Below are 17,955 nucleotides of genomic sequence, written 5' to 3'. Positions count from 1 at the left end.
ATATTTCCAATTTTACACCAAGTCTTTTAAGTTATATTTTTCACTGAAAACTGGGGTATAAAACAATAACGTTGTCCTTACATTTGAAAAAATAATAACGTCTTATAACACATTGAGGTTATGAGTTAAAAAAATCATTCTGAAAACTCAAAAGCCTTAATCAGTTTTAACAAAATCAAAAATGAAAAAAGAACTAGTCAACAACACCAAACTTTGGAAAATAGAAACCAAAGGCAAATCTCATATTGTAGAATACGGAAAGGTAGATGGTAAACTGAGAAAGAACAAAAAGACTTTTAAAACTGAGGAAGCATGTGAAAAGGATGCAGAAAAACTTATTAAATCTAAAATAAAAGGTGGTTATATTGAACTTAAACTTCAAATAAAGGGGGAAGATCTAGATTTACTGTATAGAATAGAGCAAGTTCAAAGAGGGAATGCTACTATAATTAATGAGGATAGATTATGGACAGACAACGAAGAAATACTGGCAGAAATATGGAAATGTACTGAGTTAGAGTTTTTAGAACTTCGGACAGATTTAAATATCCCAGAAGAATTAGGCAATTTAGTTAACCTTAAAACTCTTAAACTTTCGCTTTTTAAGAGTAAAAGCCTTCCAAAATCTATTAAAAATCTACAAAAACTAGAAGAGCTCGATATTTCGCCAGGCTATGGCATAAATTTTATCATTCCAAATGAAATAGGAGAACTATCTTATCTTAAAAAATTACACCTAAATGGTAATGAAAAATCCATCCTCCCAAGTACCATTTCCAAACTATCCAACTTAGAAACATTAAGAATTGACGGATTTGCTAGTAAAGAGCTACCTAAAAACTTAGGTAATTTATCTCAACTTAAAAAAATAGAATTAAATAATCTTAAACTTTTAGAAACATTACCTGCATCTATTGGAAGTCTGGATAATTTAGAAGAATTAATAGTTCAGTCTTCTAGAAGTTCTTACTCAGACTCTCAACTTCCAGGCCTAGTTATTCCCAAAGAGATTGGAAAACTCACAAACTTAACCAAACTGGACTTGAAAGAAAATGATATTCAATCTTTACCAGACGACATAGGTAATCTAAAAAAACTGAAAGAATTAATAATAGAAGATAATGCTTTTGACCACTTTCCTTTGGGGATTTGTGGGCTAACCAACCTAGAAACATTAGAAATGTATTCTTCTTCGGTTGCCATAAAGCATATCCCAAACGAGTTTGTACACTTAGAGAACTTAGAAGATTTCGAAATTAATTTAAGTGAAGCGTCTAATATACCTTCACAGTTTAGGGTTGAGAGCCTTGGCTTTAACTCCCTCGAACCTGAGTCCATTATTGATTATTTAAGCAATCTTAGCAAAAAACAAAAGACCACTGTCACTAAAAATATACCTGAAGTCCCTTCCAATAAAGAACAATTGGTTAAAAACAGATGGAACCTGATAGAAGATATATTCTCTGATATTAATGTAGAAACATTTGGTGATGATAAAGAGAATATAAAAACATTAAGAGACTTTGTAACTGGAGAATCGTACGACCTACCTTTAGCATTAAGAAAAGACTCTTATGATTATAAACGTATTGTTGACTTGTTGTCCCCATTAGAAGAATGGAACTTTATAGATGAAAGAATTTTTTTATTCATTACTCAAGATGCATTTTATTATCAGGAGAAAAATAGATTTATAGACGGTCCTTCTTTTAGTGGATATCATAAACAATTTTTCAAAAATTGGTTTTTACCTCAACTGAAAAATGAACAAAAAGGCAAGAATCTCTTAGGAAGTATTTTTGAACTACTCATTAATGCTGGAGTAGATGAAAACACTTGTTTCGAAGCATTTCTATCTTCCGTACCGGCAAAAGTTCCATTTAGTCACGCAGATCAAACACCAAACTCTGTTGGCAATTATATTCTTGATAAAGCTAAAAACGACCTGGAAAACCTTACAGACCTTATAATCAAACATAAATTAAGAAGGCCTTTTATTCAATTAATGCTCATTAATGACCGTAAACTATTAGAAAAAAGTTTGCCAAAAATGTTGGTTATAAGGGAATATGAGGGAACAGGTGGAGCAAATAAACACATCCCATTCACTTTACTTGAACTGTTGGTTTCTTATGACATTAAGACCTATGAACATTACATTCATGAGCTGATAGAACAAACAGATTGTCACGAATGTATCATGGAATCCTACAGAATCTTACTAAAATACAATGAGGAAGATTACAGAGACATAACGCTTGCAAAAGTAAAAGAAACGTTAACTATTATTTCTGAGAAGATAAATAAAAACGGAAAAAACCAATTTTCTTGGTCTGTAAAAGGTGGATATGGAGATAACACGCACGAATTTATAGACTGGGCACTAGAAATTTATGGCACAGAATTAAAAGAAACAGTTGCTCAATATGTAGAGCATACTAAAAGACACAATTTAAGGGTTTCTAAAGTTATCGTCGATCACTTTGGTCAAGACGCATTGGATATCATACAACATGATTTTAAAGTGAGAACAACCAGTAATGGAGCCGAAGAATATTATAGAACTTTATTGGGCATTGTTGGAAGGTTTGATTATTCGTCACATTTCGATAAGGTATGGGAACTAGCGACAGATAAAAAAACCAAAATTTCCCAAATGGCAGCATTCGAACTAGCGAGAACAAAAAATATTGAAGTCAAAAATAAAGCACTAGACTATTTAAATTCAAAGAAAGATGCTCAAAGGTTAGCTGCTATGCGTGTTTTTTATTACTGGAGAGATGAAGACACCAAGTCGGCCATCCAGTCTGTTCTTAAAACAGAGAGTAAAGATTTAATAAGAGAAATAGCCGTAGATATTATTTATGGGCAGCAAGACCTTAGTAAGGTGACGGTTGAAGAAATGAAGGAGCGAATACAGGATGCTATTGCTTTAAATAAGCTAAAAACTAAAATAGTAAAATGGCAAAGTAAGCTTCCTCAGTTAATTTGGTCTGATAGGACACCATTTACCCAAGAGGAAATTGACTATTTGTTTTATAGACAAAGCCTGTGCAAAACTATAGCTCCAGATGTAGAAGCTCAACCTATCTATAACTTGGTAGAAAAGAAAAGTGCTGAAGATTTTGCTAAAGCATGGTGGGAATTGGTTCAAAAAGACCAAGACCTATCTATAAAGGAAAAAGGGATTCTTGCTCCTATTGGTATTTGGGGTGGAGAAGAATTAATAAATAGCTTAGCACATGAAGCGTTAAAAAACAAAAAAGTAATTGCTTGTAGCCTATTAGGCCTTATGACCTCTGAAGCTGCTGCTTGGGCTTTAGATAAGGTTATAAAAATTAATGAACCTAAGCAAAATAGCCTTTTAAGAGAAGCCGAAGCTGCTTTTACTGCTATAGCAGATAGTTTAGGACTAACAGCTCTGGAGCTGCAAGAACGAATGCTTCCCGATTTTGGGTTTACAGAGCGTGAACTGAAGTTTACAGAAAACGGTATAGATTATATTTTATTTATTGATAACTCACTTCACTTCAGCTATAAAAATGAAAAAGGAAGCACACTAAAAGGTATTCCTAAAGCTTCTTCAGACTTTAAAAAGAAGCAAAAAGAATCCAATGCTTTATTAAAGACAGTAGCCAAACAATTTTCGCAGTCACTCAATAGGTATTTGGTAACTCAAAAATTTTGGTTCACAGAAGACTGGCAATCATTTTTCCTAAATCATCCTGTTACTTTTGCTTTTGCACAAAAGACTGTTTGGAGTAATGATGAAACCTATTTCATCGCAGGATCTAACGGTGAGTTGGTTGATTTAAAAGACCAGATAGTTAACTTAGGAAAAAATGATCAAATTACTTTAGCACATCCTATCTTAACGGGGCAAGATATGAGTCAAAAATGGATAAACTATTTAGAAAATAAAGCTATTTCATCAACTTTTAATCAACTAACTAGAGATATACACCACTTACCAGAAGAACTGCATGCACAAACTATGGACAATCGTTTTAACCTCAAACAAATTCAGGTCAGCACCTTCAGGCATCGAACCACTAAAGCAGGATGGCGAAGAGGTCTTGTTGTAGGAGGCATGGTTACTTCTTACGAAAAGGCTTTTGAGGCAGACCATATAGAAGCTTTTATAGAAACAAATGAGCTACCTGTAAGAGAAGGTTATGAAGACATAATGACCACTGGCAGATTATATTTTGTTGCTATAGGCGCTGTTCGTACAGATAGCTATATCAATGAAAACCCTTATAATGAAAATGACAGCAGATTAATTCCTTTTAAGGAAATACCACCTATAGTCTTTTCAGAAACGATAGCTGATTTATTGGCAATAACTGCATCTTAAGTCTATATGATAAAAAATAAAATAGATTTGGAATATGCATTTTCCAAATTGAAAGGAAAGATAATCACTTCGGTATGGTACAAAGGCAAGTTTAATATCAGAAGTGATTATCAAACTAACGAAGAAGGACTCTTTCTGGAATGTTCTGATGGTGATGTCTTTCATATTTATCCTGCAGATGAGTTGAATTTAAAGTTCATTTATGGCGTTTACATCAAAAAAATGAATTACTGGGAAAGAGAAAAGAAATATATCAAACACTTAAAAAATGTCACTGTAGAATGGAAAGGCTACATAGGAAAAGAAATACAAGCAATATGGTTGAATTGGGAAAGGATTATAAACCATAGGTTTTCTCGAGGGCATCCAAAATCTAGAACAGATTATCCATATGGTTTAGAACTTCATTTTGATAATAGAGAGCATGTTTACTTAAAAGCAATGAAGATTGTAGACGAAGAAACCAAGCCTTACCTCGGTTACCCAGAAATTACAGTGTTTTTCGATTCCGAAATTAGGGATCGGTATATAAATTTACAAGAAGAATAAAAGAAAAAGAAGTTGGAAAACTAAAAGTAGAATTGCTAAGTAGGTTTAGTGTATTCAAAAAACAAACAGGTTAAAATTCACTAATCACATCCGTTCAGGAACGTGAATCCCTAACAGCTCAAATCCATTTTTAATCGTATTAGCAACCGTATTTGAAAGCTGTACTCTAAATCTTTTTTCGTTATCATTATCTGCTCCAAAAATAGATACGTTTTGAAAAAATGAATTATATAACTTAACCAAATCGTACGTATAATTAGCAATTAAAGCCGGACTGTGTTGTAATGCAGCATTTTGCACGACCTCAGGGAACAATTGGATTTGTTTTAACAATTCTTTTTCTTTTGGATCCAGCTGTACATCGGTTGTACCTGATGTGTCCATCTTATCTTTATCAGCTCTTCTTAAAATAGCCTGAATCCTAGCATAAGTATACTGAATAAAAGGACCTGTATTTCCTTGAAAATCGATAGATTCTTTAGGGTCGAACAAAATACGCTTTTTAGGATCTACTTTTAAAACATAATATTTTAGAGCTCCTAAACCAATGGTTTTATAAAGCGCTTGTTTTTCATCATCAGAATAGCCTTCAAGCTTCCCTAATTCCTCAGAAATCTCACCAGCAGTATTAGCCATATCATCAATTAAATCGTCGGCATCAACCACTGTACCTTCTCTACTTTTCATCTTTCCACTAGGTAAATCGACCATACCATAACTTAAATGGTATAAGTTTTTAGCCCATTCAAAACCAAGTTTCTTTAAAATTAAAAACAATACCTGAAAATGATAATCTTGCTCATTACCAACCGTATAAACCATCCCTCCTACATCTGGAAAATCTTTAATACGTTGTATCGCTGTACCAATATCTTGGGTCATATAAACCGCAGTACCGTCGGCACGTTGTACTATTTTTTTATCTAATCCGTCTTCGGTTAAATCACACCAAACCGAGCCATCGTCCTCTTTAATAAAAACACCAGACTTTAATCCTTCGGTAACAAATTCTTTTCCTAATAAATAAGTATTGCTTTCATAATACAGCGTATCGAAATCCACTCCTAAATTTTTATAGGTGATATCAAAACCATCGTATACCCAACCGTTCATTTTCTTCCAAAGTGCTACCGTTTCTTCATCACCTGCTTCCCACTTTAAAAGCATATCTTGAGCTTCTAATAAAATAGGGGCTTTCTTTTTAGCGTCTTCTTCTGTTTCTCCAGAAGCTATTAAACTTTGTATTTCCTTTTTATACTCCTGATCAAACTTCACATAATAATTCCCCACTAATTTATCGCCTTTCAAATGAGTACTCTCTGGAGTTTCCTCATTTCCAAAACGTTTCCAAGCTAGCATACTTTTACAAATATGAATCCCTCTGTCGTTAATAATTTGAGTTTTGTAAACTTTTGTTCCTGCTGCTTTTAAAATTTCAGCAACGCTATACCCTAAAAGATTATTTCGTACGTGACCTAAATGCAGAGGCTTGTTTGTGTTTGGTGAAGAATACTCTACCATGACTGCTTTTTTTTCTGCCGTAGGCGAAACAAAACCATAGGTTTCATTATTCTTTATATTATTAAAAAAATTGATATAATACGAATCGCTTATTTCAACATTTAAAAACCCTTTCACCACATTAAAGGCCTTAACATCTGTTACATTTTCTACTAAATAATGACCTATAGTCTCCCCTATTTGTACTGGGTTACCTTTAACAAAACGTAACATTGGGAAAATAACAACAGTAATATCACCAGCAAATTCTTTTCTGGTTGCTTGAAATTCTACCGTTTCCAATTCTATACTAAAACTGGATTTTACAGCTTGCTTTACTTGATTAGATAAAGTCTCTTGAAGGCTCATTATATAGTGAATTTTTAAGTGAGCAAAGATAAAACTTTTATTAAAGGATTACCTTCAAAATTAATCTTAATAAAATAGTCGTTTTTTGAAGTGAAAGATTTATTAGTGTTTAAAATAAAAAACACAAATAATTCATTAACATAGAGTTATATTTGACACATAAAAGTGTTTTAAAAAAAAATATGCATTTCATCGATAAAAGTGTTCTTATTCTATGATTTTTGCCGTTTATCTATTCGTCGATTTTTGTGTAAATTTTCTTGTCTCCTTTCGTCTAATTTTTTGGTATTAAAACGCAGAAATTAGATTTTAAAATTGCTTTTTCCAACTTTTGTTCAGTAAAGCTATTAGTAAATCCATTTATTTGGAAATTTTAACACTAACAAATACGTTACAACTTAGTAAAGCGATCTTACTTTCCCTCAAAAATAAGACACTAATAATTATTGCTTGGCTTAATAGTTGTAATTTAAATGTTGTTATGAGGAAAATAATTACTTTAATTATATTTTTATCTATATCGATTAGTCATTCCCAAACTAACGAGGTAGATAGTCTTGCCTTAGAATTAGCTTATCAAACTAAAGATACTTTAAAAATAGATACTTCTATAAAGCTTATTAAATCGCTTTATGATATAAACGACTATGATAGGGCTTTAAAATATATTATTGAAAGTGAAAAACTTTCTAACAATGTAAACTATAGAAAAGGTATTGCTGAAATTACGTATTATAAAGCATTGATCTATGCTGCAAAAGGGGATTATATAAATGCTACTAGTGGTTATGAAAAATCTAAAACCTTATTTAATCAATTAAATGATGCACTTGGTGTTGCCAAAGTAAATAATAGTATTGGTTTAATTGAAATTAAACGAGGGAATTACAATAAAGGTTTGCAGTTCTCGCTTGCGGCGATTAAAGAGTTAGAGAAAAGAAATTTAGTAAACGACCTACGATTGGCTTATAGTAATTTAGCCGATGCTTATTATAACATTAATGCTAACGATAAAGCCATCGAATTTTATTTAAAAGCCTTAAATATTCAAGAGCAATTAAATGATGTTAAAGGGACTAGCCGATCTAACAGTCAACTAGCAGAATTATATTCTTCTAAAAAAGAACATCGAAAAGCAATAGAATATTACGAAAAAGTATTAGCCAATAAAGACCTAAACAGAGATTCTGTACGTGGACGTATTTATCCTAAATTAGGCAGTGAGTATTTAATGTTTAATGATTATGACACTGCGGCTGATTATTTAGTAAAAGGTTTAAAACTTAATAGACGTAGTCGTTATAACGAAGGCATATTAATTGCTTTAAACAGCCTTGGCGATTTAAACTTACAAAAAGGCAAAGTCATTTTAGCTGAAAAACAATTGCTTGAAGCTGGAGCTATTGCTAAAAAAATAGATCATAAAACGGAATTACTTAAGCATTATAGACTAATGAAATCGTTAGATTCTATAAACAAACGATTCGAGAGAGCATTTGTTTGGCAGCGTCAATATTATGATTTAAAAAATAAGATTAAAAAAGCTGAAGTAAAAATAGCTTCAAAAGCTGTAGAACCTATTATAGAACTAGATCCGGATTTTGATAAACCAGTTGCCAATACAGAAAAGGTTGATATTGTAACAAAAACAGCTCCAATAGAACCAGAAAAAAACTTTAATAAGTTTAAAATTATTCTTTACGCTTTATTAGCGGCACTAGCCATTGTATCTACCTTTTTAGTTCTAATTTATCTAAAACGTAACAACAATATAAGGTATACCCAAGAATTAGAAGAGAAGAATATTAAAATTGAATTACAAAACGTCGCTTTTCAGGAGCAAACTAAACATCTTGAAAATGTTAATAATGTAAAAGATAAATTGTTTTCTATCGTTTCCCATGATTTAAAAGATTCTCTTTCTTCTATTAATGGTTTTATAGATTTACTTAAAGATGGTTCTTTATCTAGGGAGGAGTTCGATAACTTAATTCCAGAATTAAGCGAAAATGCAAACAATGCATCCTTATTATTATTTAACTTATTAAACTGGTCTAAATCTCAAATGCAGTCATTAGAGCCTAAGCCTAGTTTATTTGATATTCAAGAAGTTTTTGAAGACAAAGTTAAACTTGTTGAGCAACGCATGGAGAATAAAGGTATCACCTTAACCGATCATTCTTTACGTGATTTTGCTTATGCCGACAGAAGTATGTTCGAAATTGTTATTCAGAACTTACTTGCTAATGCATTAAAATTCTGTAAAAGTGGAGATACTATCACTATTTCAAACCATATTAGTAATGGAAGCTGTATTGTCAGCATTGCAGATACAGGCGTTGGTATTTCTAAACAAAATTTAGAAAAACTATTTAAAAATAGTTCGTTTACTACCGTAGGTACAAATAATGAAAAAGGTACAGGTTTAGGACTCTCTATTTGTAAAGAACTTATAGAATTGAATAACGGTAAAATCTGGGTTGAAAGTACCCAAGGAGTAGGTAGTACATTCTATGTGCAACTACCCAAGTCTAGACCTAACGGCGACTAACCTAAGCCTTAGGTAAAAATACTTCTGCCATCATACAACGTGCACTTCCACCTCCACAAGCTTCAATAGTATTTAAAGAACTTGATACTATTTTAGTGTGTTTCTCTAAGCGTTCTATTTGAGATTTTGTTAAAGAATCATAAGCTGCTTGACTCATAATTAAATAGCGCTCATCGTTAGTCCCTTTTACTTGCAGCATATTACCAGCAAAATTGTTTACTTGTGCTTCGGTGATATCAATAATTTCTTTATTATTTTCCTTTAAATGATTGATGACATTTTTGCGTTCTTTTTTGTCATCAATACTACTTAAACATATAACTGCAAAGGTTTCGCCTAAACACATCATTACATTTGTGTGATAAATAGCTTTACGGGCTCCTTCTACTGTTTGATTAGAGGTGAAGATTACTGGTGTAAATTCAAAATCTTCACAGAACTCAACAAGTAACGCTTCATCTGCTCTTGGCGATAACGCACAATATGCTTTCCTGTTTATGCGATCTAATAACAAACTTCCTGTACCTTCAAGAAAAATTTCTTCTTCCTCAGCACTGGTATAATCAATAACATTATTAATCAAGAATCCATGTTCCTCCAAAGTATTCAAAATATCATCGCGACGTTCAAGACGTCTGTTTTCCGCAAACATAGGATACAAACCTACATCACCATTTTCATGAAAAGACACCCAGTTATTCGGAAAAATAGAGTCTGGAGTATCTGTCACATCTGTATCATTAATCACAATAACATTCACACCTACTGCCCTTAGCTTTTCAACATATGCATCAAATTCTTGTTGTGCTTTGGCATTAACTGTTTCTGGCAATAAGTTATCTATCACTTTTTGATAATAATTGTTTACTGCTGTTTGCTCATTCATCCTAAAACCTATAGGGCGAATCATTAAAATAGTGTTTGTGGTTTGTTGCATTTTATTTAATTGTGATCTACAAATTATAATTTTTGAAACTGAAACTTATTTAATTTATTATGAAAGTAATCTTAGTAATAAAACATTAATCTCTAATAAGAGGCATCGTAGAACAACGTAATAATCCCTCTTGTTTAGCTATTTCGGCATAAGGTACTTCTTCTACCGTGAAAGCTTTTCCTCGTAACCAAGTATTTAAACGTGTGAAGTTTTTCTCTGAAATAATAACATCTTCAGAAATAGAAAACACATTGCTATTCATTTGGTACATTTCTTCTTTAGTTATTTCAAAAATATTTTCTTTTCCAAAGAAATCAACCAGCCATTCATATTCACGTTCAACCAAGAATCCATTTTTATGAAGAATAGCCTTATTCTTTCCAATAGGTTGAAAACAACAGTCTAAATGTAATGCATTTTCTTTTGCATTTGTATTAGATTTTCTAAGTTCAAACGATTTTACTATTTTATCAGGAAATAGTTCTTGAATAGCTATTACGGCATCAATATTTGTGCGAGCTGTTATAATATCTGGATAATCTTCACCTGAATAGGTACCTATAAAAATATAATCATTCCATGGCATCACGTCTCCACCTTCAACATGGCATTCCTCAGGTAATATAATTCTATTCTCTCTATCAACTTGTTCCCAAACATGTTTTATGGCCTTTACCTCTTTTTCTCTATTAGGTAAAATATTAGCACGGATGATTTTATCTTCAATTACAAAAGCAATATCTCGTGAAAAAATTTGATTGCAATCCTTTATAACTTCTGGTCTGTATACTTTAACGTTATACTTTTTAAAAACAGCAGCAACTGCTTCCATTTCTAAAACCATATCTTCTTCTTTCGGGTAGGTACCTGCAATAACATGCTCAATACTTTTTGGATCATAGCATTCTTCAACTTTAGGAATTGGCCCACTACTCTCTGCTGTACCTAAAACAACTGCTCTTAATCTTGATGTTTCGTTTTTAATATTTAATTCTAACATACTATAATTACCCTAGAAAATTTATCATTGAGGTGGCAAAACTAATCATTATTAAAATTACTTTTTGAATTATTCTTAAAAATATTACCTGAAAAAAGAAAAGCTTCATAAAAAAATTATGAAGCTTAACAAATATCGTAATAATATACTTATCTATTGTAAATAGGAGCAAAAGGTCTTTCTGTTTCTCCTATGTATAATTGTCTTGGTCGACCAATAGGTTCTTTACGCAAACGCATCTCCCTCCATTGAGCTATCCAACCAGGTAAACGTCCTAATGCAAACATGACTGTAAACATGTCTGTTGGTATTCCCATAGCTCTATATATAATACCCGAATAAAAATCTACATTTGGATATAGTTTTCTATCTACAAAGTATTGATCTTCTAACGCTTCTTTTTCGAGTCCTTTTGCAATGTCTAAAATTGGATCTTCAATTCCTAAATCACCTAATACTTCATCTGCAGCTTTCTTGATAATTCTTGCACGAGGATCAAAGTTTTTATAAACACGGTGTCCAAAGCCCATTAAACGGAATGGATCGTTTTTATCTTTCGCTTTAGCCATATACTTTTTAGTATCTCCACCATCTTCTTTAATAGCTTCCAACATTTCTAATACAGCTTGGTTAGCACCTCCATGAAGTGGTCCCCAAAGCGCCGATATACCCGCAGATAAAGATGCAAATAATCCAGCATGAGCTGAACCTACTATTCTTACCGTAGATGTTGAACAGTTTTGTTCATGATCTGCATGAAGAATTAATAATTTATCTAAAGCGTCTACTAGAATTTGATTTTGTTTATATTCCTCATTAGGACTTTTGAACATCATTTTCAGAACATTCTCTACATATCCTAAATTTTTATCACCATAATCCAAAGGTAAGCCTTGCTTTTTTCTAAGTGTCCAAGCTACAAGTACAGGTAATTTTCCCATAATTTTAACAACACTTTTGTACATATCCTCTTCAGAATCAACATTTACAGATCCTGGATTAAAAGCTGTTAATGCACTCGTTAATGAAGATATAATCCCCATTGGATGTGCAGATTTAGGAAATGCATCAACAATTTTTCTGATATCATCATCAACTAAAGATTGTGCCTTAATATCATCATGAAATTTATCATTTTGTTCTTTTGTTGGAAGCTCTCCAAATATCAATAAATAAGCGACTTCTAAAAAGTCTGCTTTTTCTGCTAATTCTTCAATACTGTAACCTCTATATCTTAAAATTCCTTTTTCACCATCTAAAAATGTTATAGCACTTTCGCATGAACCTGTATTTTTATAGCCAGGATCAAGTGTAATGACACCTCCTGTACTACTTCTTAATGCTTTTGCATCAATTGCAATTTCTTTTTCTGTTCCTGTTATTAAAGGGAATTCATGTTTCTGACCGTCTATTTCTATAGTAGCAGTATTTGCCATATTTTAAATGAATTTATTTTATTATGTTCCACGCTAAATTACAAAATATGTCGGTATTTATAAAAAGAACTATCAAAGGTTTTTGTAATAATCAAATCACTAAAATTGATAATAAAAAAAGCGGTTATTATTAAATAATAACCGCTTAAAATGTAAAGTTTATTTTTACTATTTTATTTTGAATGCTTTTTCTTGAGGGAAATAAGCAACACTTCCTAGCTCTTCTTCAATTCGAAGTAGTTGATTGTATTTAGCCATACGATCACTACGAGACGCAGAACCTGTTTTAATTTGCCCTGTATTTAAAGCAACTGCTAAATCTGCAATTGTATTGTCTTCAGTTTCTCCAGAACGGTGAGACATTACAGATGTATAACCTGCATTGTGTGCCATATTAACAGCTGCAATGGTTTCTGTTAATGTTCCTATTTGATTCACTTTTATAAGAATTGAGTTAGCAATACCTTCGTCAATACCACGCGATAAACGCTCTACATTGGTTACAAATAAATCATCTCCAACTAACTGTACCTTATCTCCTACTAATTCTGTTAAATATTTCCAACCTTCCCAATCATTTTCATCCATTCCATCTTCAATAGAGATAATTGGATATTTAGCAACTAATTCTGCTAAGTAATCCGCTTGTTCTTTACTTGTTCTTACGACACCTGTATCTCCTTCGAATTTTTTATAATCGTATTGTCCATTTTCATAGAATTCAGCTGAAGCACAATCTAAAGCGATTTTTACTTCATCTCCAAACTTATATCCAGCATTCTCAACTGCCTTTGCTATAGTTTCTAAAGCATCCTCAGTTCCTCCTGCTAAGTTTGGAGCAAATCCACCTTCATCACCTACTGCTGTACTTAAATTTCTATCGTGCAATACTTTCTTAAGATTATGGAAAATTTCAGTTCCCATTTGCATGGCATGGGTAAAGTTTTTAGCCTTAACTGGCATAACCATAAACTCTTGAAACGCTATAGGTGCATCACTATGAGATCCTCCATTAATGATATTCATCATTGGTAATGGCAATGTATTAGCAGAAACACCTCCTACATAACGATATAATGGCAACCCTAACTCTCCTGCTGCTGCTTTAGCTACGGCTAAAGAAACACCTAAAATAGCATTGGCTCCTAATTTTGATTTGTTTGGTGTACCGTCTAAATCAATCATTATTTGATCGATTAAATTTTGTTCGAATACTGAAACTCCTAATAATTCTTCAGCAATAATAGAGTTTACATTATCTACAGCTTTAGTTACACCTTTTCCCATATAGGCAGCACCTCCATCACGTAACTCAACAGCTTCATGTTCTCCAGTTGATGCTCCAGATGGTACAGCAGCTCTCCCTAATACATCATTTTCAGTTACTACATCTACTTCAACCGTAGGGTTTCCTCTTGAATCTAGAATTTGTCTTGCGTGGATATTAATTATAATACTCATAATTGGTTGTTTTTAATCTTTAATACTTCAAATTTACAGCTAAATCTTATTTATTTTAAGATGTTTTTGAAGAAATACTCAAAACGACATCTATAACGTTTTAGTAAAAATGAAGGCATCTAAAAAGTTTAGAAACTGTCATCTTGAGCCTTTCGACTTCGCTCGAGACAGGCTACGTCGAAAAATCTCTAAATACAAATATTTATCTCTAGAGATTCTTCGGTCGTACCTCCATCTGAATGACACATTTTAGACACCTTTATTTTAATGATTATTTTTTAATATTTTCAATGAATTGATCGAAGAGATAAGCCGAATCATGTGGTCCTGGACTTGCTTCAGGGTGGTACTGTACTGAAAAACAATTTTTGCTTTTCATAGCCAAACCTGCTACTGTATCGTCATTTAAGTGGACATGAGTTATTTGTAAATCTGGATTCGCTTCAGATTCTTCTCTATTTACAGCAAATCCGTGATTTTGAGAAGTAATCTCTCCTTTTCCTGTCACTAGATTCTTTACCGGATGATTAATCCCTCTATGACCATTGTGCATTTTATAAGTAGAGACACCATTGGCTCTAGCAATAACTTGATGTCCTAAACAAATACCAAATAAAGGTAAATCTCTTTTTATAATTTCTTTTGCCAAATTCTGTGCCTCAATTAATGGCTCAGGATCTCCTGGTCCATTAGATAAAAAGTAACCATCTGGTTTAAAAGCTTCTAAATCTTCAAACTTAGAATTGTATGGAAATACTTTTATATAAGCATCTCTGCTTGCTATATTTCGTAAGATGTTTTTCTTTATACCTATATCTAAAGCTGCTACTTTATAAGTTGCATTCTCATCTCCAAAATAATAAGGTTCTTTTGTTGACACTTTTGATGCCAATTCTAAACCTTCCATCTTTGGAACTTCAGCCAATTGTTTCTTTAAACCTTCAACATTATCAACCTCTGTAGAAATAACGGCATTCATGGCACCATTATCTCTAATATAGCTTACTAAAGCACGAGTATCTACATCTGAAATCGCTAACAAGTTATTTTTATTCAAAAATTCTTCTAAAGAACCTTCAGAATCAACTCGAGAATACACATAACTAAAGTTTTTACAAATTAACCCAGCAATTTTAATCGAATCTGATTCTACTTCATCTGCATTGGTTCCGTAATTACCAATATGTGCATTGGTAGTTACCATTAATTGACCAAAGTAAGATGGGTCTGTGAAAATCTCTTGGTAACCTGTCATACCCGTATTAAAACAGACTTCACCAAAAGAAGTACCTTGTTTGTTCCCCACTGCCTTACCATGAAAAATAGTACCATCAGCTAGAAGAATGATGGCTTTTTGTCTTTTTTGATATTTCATATTTTCGAAAAGTTTTACAAAATTGCATAAAAAAAAGGATAAACTAAAATAGTTTATCCTTAATATTTCAAATGCTTATTAACATTTATTCTTCTTCGTTAGTTGCTTTCGTTTCTACAACAGGAGCAGCAGCTGGTTTAGAACCACCTCTTCTACTTCTTCTTGTTGTTTTCTTAGCCTTCTTATCTGCATTGTAAATTTCGTTGTAATCTACAAGTTCAATCATAGCCATATCCGCATTATCTCCTAAACGATTACCAAGTTTTATAATTCTTGTATAACCTCCTGGACGATCAGCAACTTTTGCTGCAACATCTCTAAATAATTCAGCAACTGCATCTTTTTGTCTAAGACGAGCCATCACAATACGTCTGTTGTGAGTTGTATCTTCTTTAGACTTTGTAATCATTGGTTCAACAAATTGTTTTAAAGCTTTTGCTTTAGCAACTGTTGTATTAATACGTTTGTGCTCTATTAAAGAACAAGCCATATTAGCCAACATTGATTTTCTGTGAGCAGTTTTTCTACCTAAATGATTTATTTTTTTTCCGTGTCTCATGACTTTTATTATTAACCATCATCTTGCTTCAACTCTCTACGAGGAGCAAAATATGACGTGTTAGTCTTTATCTAATTTATATTTGCTTAAATCCATTCCGAAATTTAATCCTTTTACATTTACAAGCTCTTCAAGCTCTGTTAAAGACTTCTTACCGAAGTTTCTGAATTTCATTAAATCGTTTTTGTTGAATGATACTAAATCTCCTAAAGTATCTACTTCTGCAGCTTTTAAACAGTTAAGTGCACGTACAGATAAATCCATATCGATTAACTTAGTTTTAAGCAACTGTCTCATATGTAATGATTCTTCATCATATGTTTCAGTTTGTGCGATTTCATCCGCTTCCAAAGTGATACGCTCATCAGAGAATAACATAAAGTGGTGAATCAATGTTTTAGCAGCTTCTGTTAAAGCATCTTGTGGTGTAATAGAACCATCAGTAATAATTTCAAAAACTAATTTTTCGTAATCAGTTTTTTGTTCTACACGATAGTTTTCAATACTATACTTAACATTCTTAATTGGTGTATAAATTGAATCTGTAAAGATAGTTCCAATTGGTGCAGCAGCTTTCTTATTTTCTTCTGCAGGAACATAACCTCTACCTTTTTCAATAGTAATTTCCAAGTTAAAATTAACTTTAGGATCTAAGTTACAGATAACTAATTCTGTATTTAATACTTGGAATCCTGAAATAAATTTTTGAAAATCTCCAGCTGTTATTCTATCTTGACCAGAAATTGAAATTGAAATAGATTCATTATCAATATCATCAATCTGTCTTTTAAATCTAGCTTGTTTTAAGTTTAGGATGATTTCTGTAACATCTTCAACGACTCCAGCAATTGCAGAAAACTCATGATCTACACCTTCAATTCTAACCGATGTAATTGCAAATCCTTCTAATGAAGAAAGCAAAACTCTTCTTAGTGCGTTACCTACTGTTAATCCGTAACCAGGTTCTAGTGGTCTGAATTCGAATTTACCTTCGAAATCAGTAGAATCAATCATGATTACTTTATCTGGTTTTTGAAAATTAAATACTGCCATACTTTTCTTCGTTTTAATTGTTATTTAGTTGCGCGATCTAAAAGTTTGAAGAAGACTAATAAATCCTTTGGCTAAATACCAATATGATTAATTTATTATTTAGAATATAATTCGACGATGAATTGTTCGTTAATGTTTTCTGGAATTTGAATTCTAGCAGGAACAGAAACATAAGTTCCTTGTTTTGTATCATCATTCCAAGTAATCCATTCGTAAACGTGACTTGAGTTTGATAAAGATCTATCAATTGCCTCAAGCGATTTTGATTTTTCTCTTACTGCAACAACATCTCCAGCTTTTAATTGGTAAGAAGGAATATTTACTAATTCCCCATTTACAGTAATATGCCTGTGAGATACTAATTGTCTTGCACCACTTCTAGAAGGAGAAATTCCCATTCTGTATACTACATTATCTAATCTAGATTCACATAATTGTAATAAAACCTCACCAGTAATACCTTGTGCAGCTCTTGCTTTTTTAAATAAACCTCTGAATTGACGCTCTAAAATACCATAAGTATATTTAGCTTTTTGTTTCTCCATTAACTGGATTGCGTATTCAGATTTTTTCCCACGTCTTCTGTTGTTTCCGTGTTGACCTGGAGGATAATTTCTCTTTTCAAAAGATTTATCATCTCCAAATATTGCTTCGCCAAATTTACGAGCGATTTTAGTTTTAGGACCAGTATATCTTGCCATTTTAAATTTGTTTGTGAGAGTGATTATGAATTAAGGTCTTAATCTTATCCTTCGATAATCTTTTTGGTCTCTCGTTGATACTTGTTATTATTTTTTCAGTTTGCAAA

12 protein-coding genes are annotated in these 17,955 nt (G+C 32.3%); 3 read left to right on the top strand and 9 right to left on the bottom strand.

Annotation, left to right across the window (positions count from 1 at the left end; all coding sequences use genetic code 11):
* The first annotated feature begins 181 nt into the window (after positions 1–181).
* On the top strand, positions 182–4,357 hold the full coding sequence (locus Q4Q39_RS01355) for a leucine-rich repeat domain-containing protein (protein WP_303280565.1): 4,176 nt from the start codon (positions 182–184) through the stop codon (positions 4,355–4,357).
* A 6-nt stretch (positions 4,358–4,363) separates the two neighbouring features.
* Positions 4,364–4,906: a hypothetical protein gene (locus Q4Q39_RS01350; RefSeq protein WP_303280564.1), complete on the top strand. Its 543-nt coding sequence runs from the start codon at positions 4,364–4,366 to the stop codon at positions 4,904–4,906.
* 84 nt (positions 4,907–4,990) lie between these two features.
* Here the strand turns inward: Q4Q39_RS01350 and argS are convergent, their stop codons facing one another.
* On the bottom strand, positions 4,991–6,775 hold the full coding sequence (gene argS / locus Q4Q39_RS01345; RefSeq protein WP_303280563.1) for an arginine--tRNA ligase: 1,785 nt from the start codon (positions 6,773–6,775) through the stop codon (positions 4,991–4,993).
* A 481-nt stretch (positions 6,776–7,256) separates the two neighbouring features.
* Between argS and Q4Q39_RS01340 the strand changes: the two genes are divergently transcribed.
* Entirely contained in the window at positions 7,257–9,326 is a 2,070-nt protein-coding gene (locus Q4Q39_RS01340; RefSeq protein WP_303280562.1) for a tetratricopeptide repeat-containing sensor histidine kinase, read from the top strand.
* Position 9,327: 1 nt separating this feature from the next.
* Here the strand turns inward: Q4Q39_RS01340 and ctlX are convergent, their stop codons facing one another.
* The 8 genes from ctlX to rpsD form a co-directional block, all read right to left on the bottom strand.
* Entirely contained in the window at positions 9,328–10,263 is a 936-nt protein-coding gene (gene ctlX / locus Q4Q39_RS01335; RefSeq protein ID WP_303280561.1) for a citrulline utilization hydrolase CtlX, read from the bottom strand.
* Positions 10,264–10,348: 85 nt separating this feature from the next.
* Positions 10,349–11,263: a dimethylarginine dimethylaminohydrolase family protein gene (locus tag Q4Q39_RS01330; protein ID WP_303280560.1), complete on the bottom strand. Its 915-nt coding sequence runs from the start codon at positions 11,261–11,263 to the stop codon at positions 10,349–10,351.
* Positions 11,264–11,412: 149 nt separating this feature from the next.
* Positions 11,413–12,699 (bottom strand): citrate synthase, encoded by a 1,287-nt coding sequence (locus Q4Q39_RS01325; RefSeq protein WP_303280559.1) that lies wholly within the window; start codon positions 12,697–12,699, stop codon positions 11,413–11,415.
* A 168-nt stretch (positions 12,700–12,867) separates the two neighbouring features.
* Positions 12,868–14,160 carry a phosphopyruvate hydratase gene (eno, locus tag Q4Q39_RS01320; protein ID WP_303280558.1) on the bottom strand — a complete coding sequence of 431 codons (1,293 nt, stop codon included), beginning with the start codon at positions 14,158–14,160 and terminating at the stop codon, positions 12,868–12,870.
* Between the two features lie 271 nt (positions 14,161–14,431).
* Positions 14,432–15,535, bottom strand: coding sequence for a glutamine-hydrolyzing carbamoyl-phosphate synthase small subunit (carA, locus tag Q4Q39_RS01315; RefSeq protein ID WP_303280557.1), 1,104 nt, complete (start codon positions 15,533–15,535; stop codon positions 14,432–14,434).
* An 85-nt stretch (positions 15,536–15,620) separates the two neighbouring features.
* The gene (gene rplQ / locus Q4Q39_RS01310; RefSeq protein WP_303280556.1) at positions 15,621–16,094 is read right to left on the bottom strand and encodes a 50S ribosomal protein L17; all 474 of its coding nucleotides are present in this window, start codon (positions 16,092–16,094) and stop codon (positions 15,621–15,623) included.
* A 60-nt stretch (positions 16,095–16,154) separates the two neighbouring features.
* The gene (locus tag Q4Q39_RS01305) at positions 16,155–17,147 is read right to left on the bottom strand and encodes a DNA-directed RNA polymerase subunit alpha (protein WP_135877611.1); all 993 of its coding nucleotides are present in this window, start codon (positions 17,145–17,147) and stop codon (positions 16,155–16,157) included.
* A 95-nt stretch (positions 17,148–17,242) separates the two neighbouring features.
* The gene (rpsD, locus tag Q4Q39_RS01300) at positions 17,243–17,848 is read right to left on the bottom strand and encodes a 30S ribosomal protein S4 (RefSeq protein ID WP_303280555.1); all 606 of its coding nucleotides are present in this window, start codon (positions 17,846–17,848) and stop codon (positions 17,243–17,245) included.
* Positions 17,849–17,955: the final 107 nt, after the last annotated feature.

This window comes from Flavivirga amylovorans (assembly GCF_030540875.1).
In the GTDB taxonomy this organism is placed as follows: domain Bacteria; phylum Bacteroidota; class Bacteroidia; order Flavobacteriales; family Flavobacteriaceae; genus Flavivirga; species Flavivirga amylovorans.
Note: the sequence above shows the minus strand (reverse complement) of the source record. Positions and strands in the feature narration are given on the sequence as shown.

Bases quoted from the DNA above. Each gene is read 5' to 3' on its own strand.
- Q4Q39_RS01305 (WP_135877611.1), bottom strand. From the start codon at position 17,147: ATGGCAGTATTTAATTTTCAAAAACCAGATAAAGTAATCATGATTGAT.
- Q4Q39_RS01325 (WP_303280559.1), bottom strand. From the start codon at position 12,699: ATGGCAAATACTGCTACTATAGAAATAGACGGTCAGAAACATGAATTC.
- Q4Q39_RS01355 (WP_303280565.1), top strand. From the start codon at position 182: ATGAAAAAAGAACTAGTCAACAACACCAAACTTTGGAAAATAGAAACC.
- rpsD (WP_303280555.1), bottom strand. From the start codon at position 17,848: ATGGCAAGATATACTGGTCCTAAAACTAAAATCGCTCGTAAATTTGGC.
- Q4Q39_RS01350 (WP_303280564.1), top strand. From the start codon at position 4,364: ATGATAAAAAATAAAATAGATTTGGAATATGCATTTTCCAAATTGAAA.
- rplQ (WP_303280556.1), bottom strand. From the start codon at position 16,094: ATGAGACACGGAAAAAAAATAAATCATTTAGGTAGAAAAACTGCTCAC.
- ctlX (WP_303280561.1), bottom strand. From the start codon at position 10,263: ATGCAACAAACCACAAACACTATTTTAATGATTCGCCCTATAGGTTTT.
- Q4Q39_RS01330 (WP_303280560.1), bottom strand. From the start codon at position 11,263: ATGTTAGAATTAAATATTAAAAACGAAACATCAAGATTAAGAGCAGTT.
- carA (WP_303280557.1), bottom strand. From the start codon at position 15,535: ATGAAATATCAAAAAAGACAAAAAGCCATCATTCTTCTAGCTGATGGT.
- eno (WP_303280558.1), bottom strand. From the start codon at position 14,160: ATGAGTATTATAATTAATATCCACGCAAGACAAATTCTAGATTCAAGA.
- Q4Q39_RS01340 (WP_303280562.1), top strand. From the start codon at position 7,257: ATGAGGAAAATAATTACTTTAATTATATTTTTATCTATATCGATTAGT.
- argS (WP_303280563.1), bottom strand. From the start codon at position 6,775: ATGAGCCTTCAAGAGACTTTATCTAATCAAGTAAAGCAAGCTGTAAAA.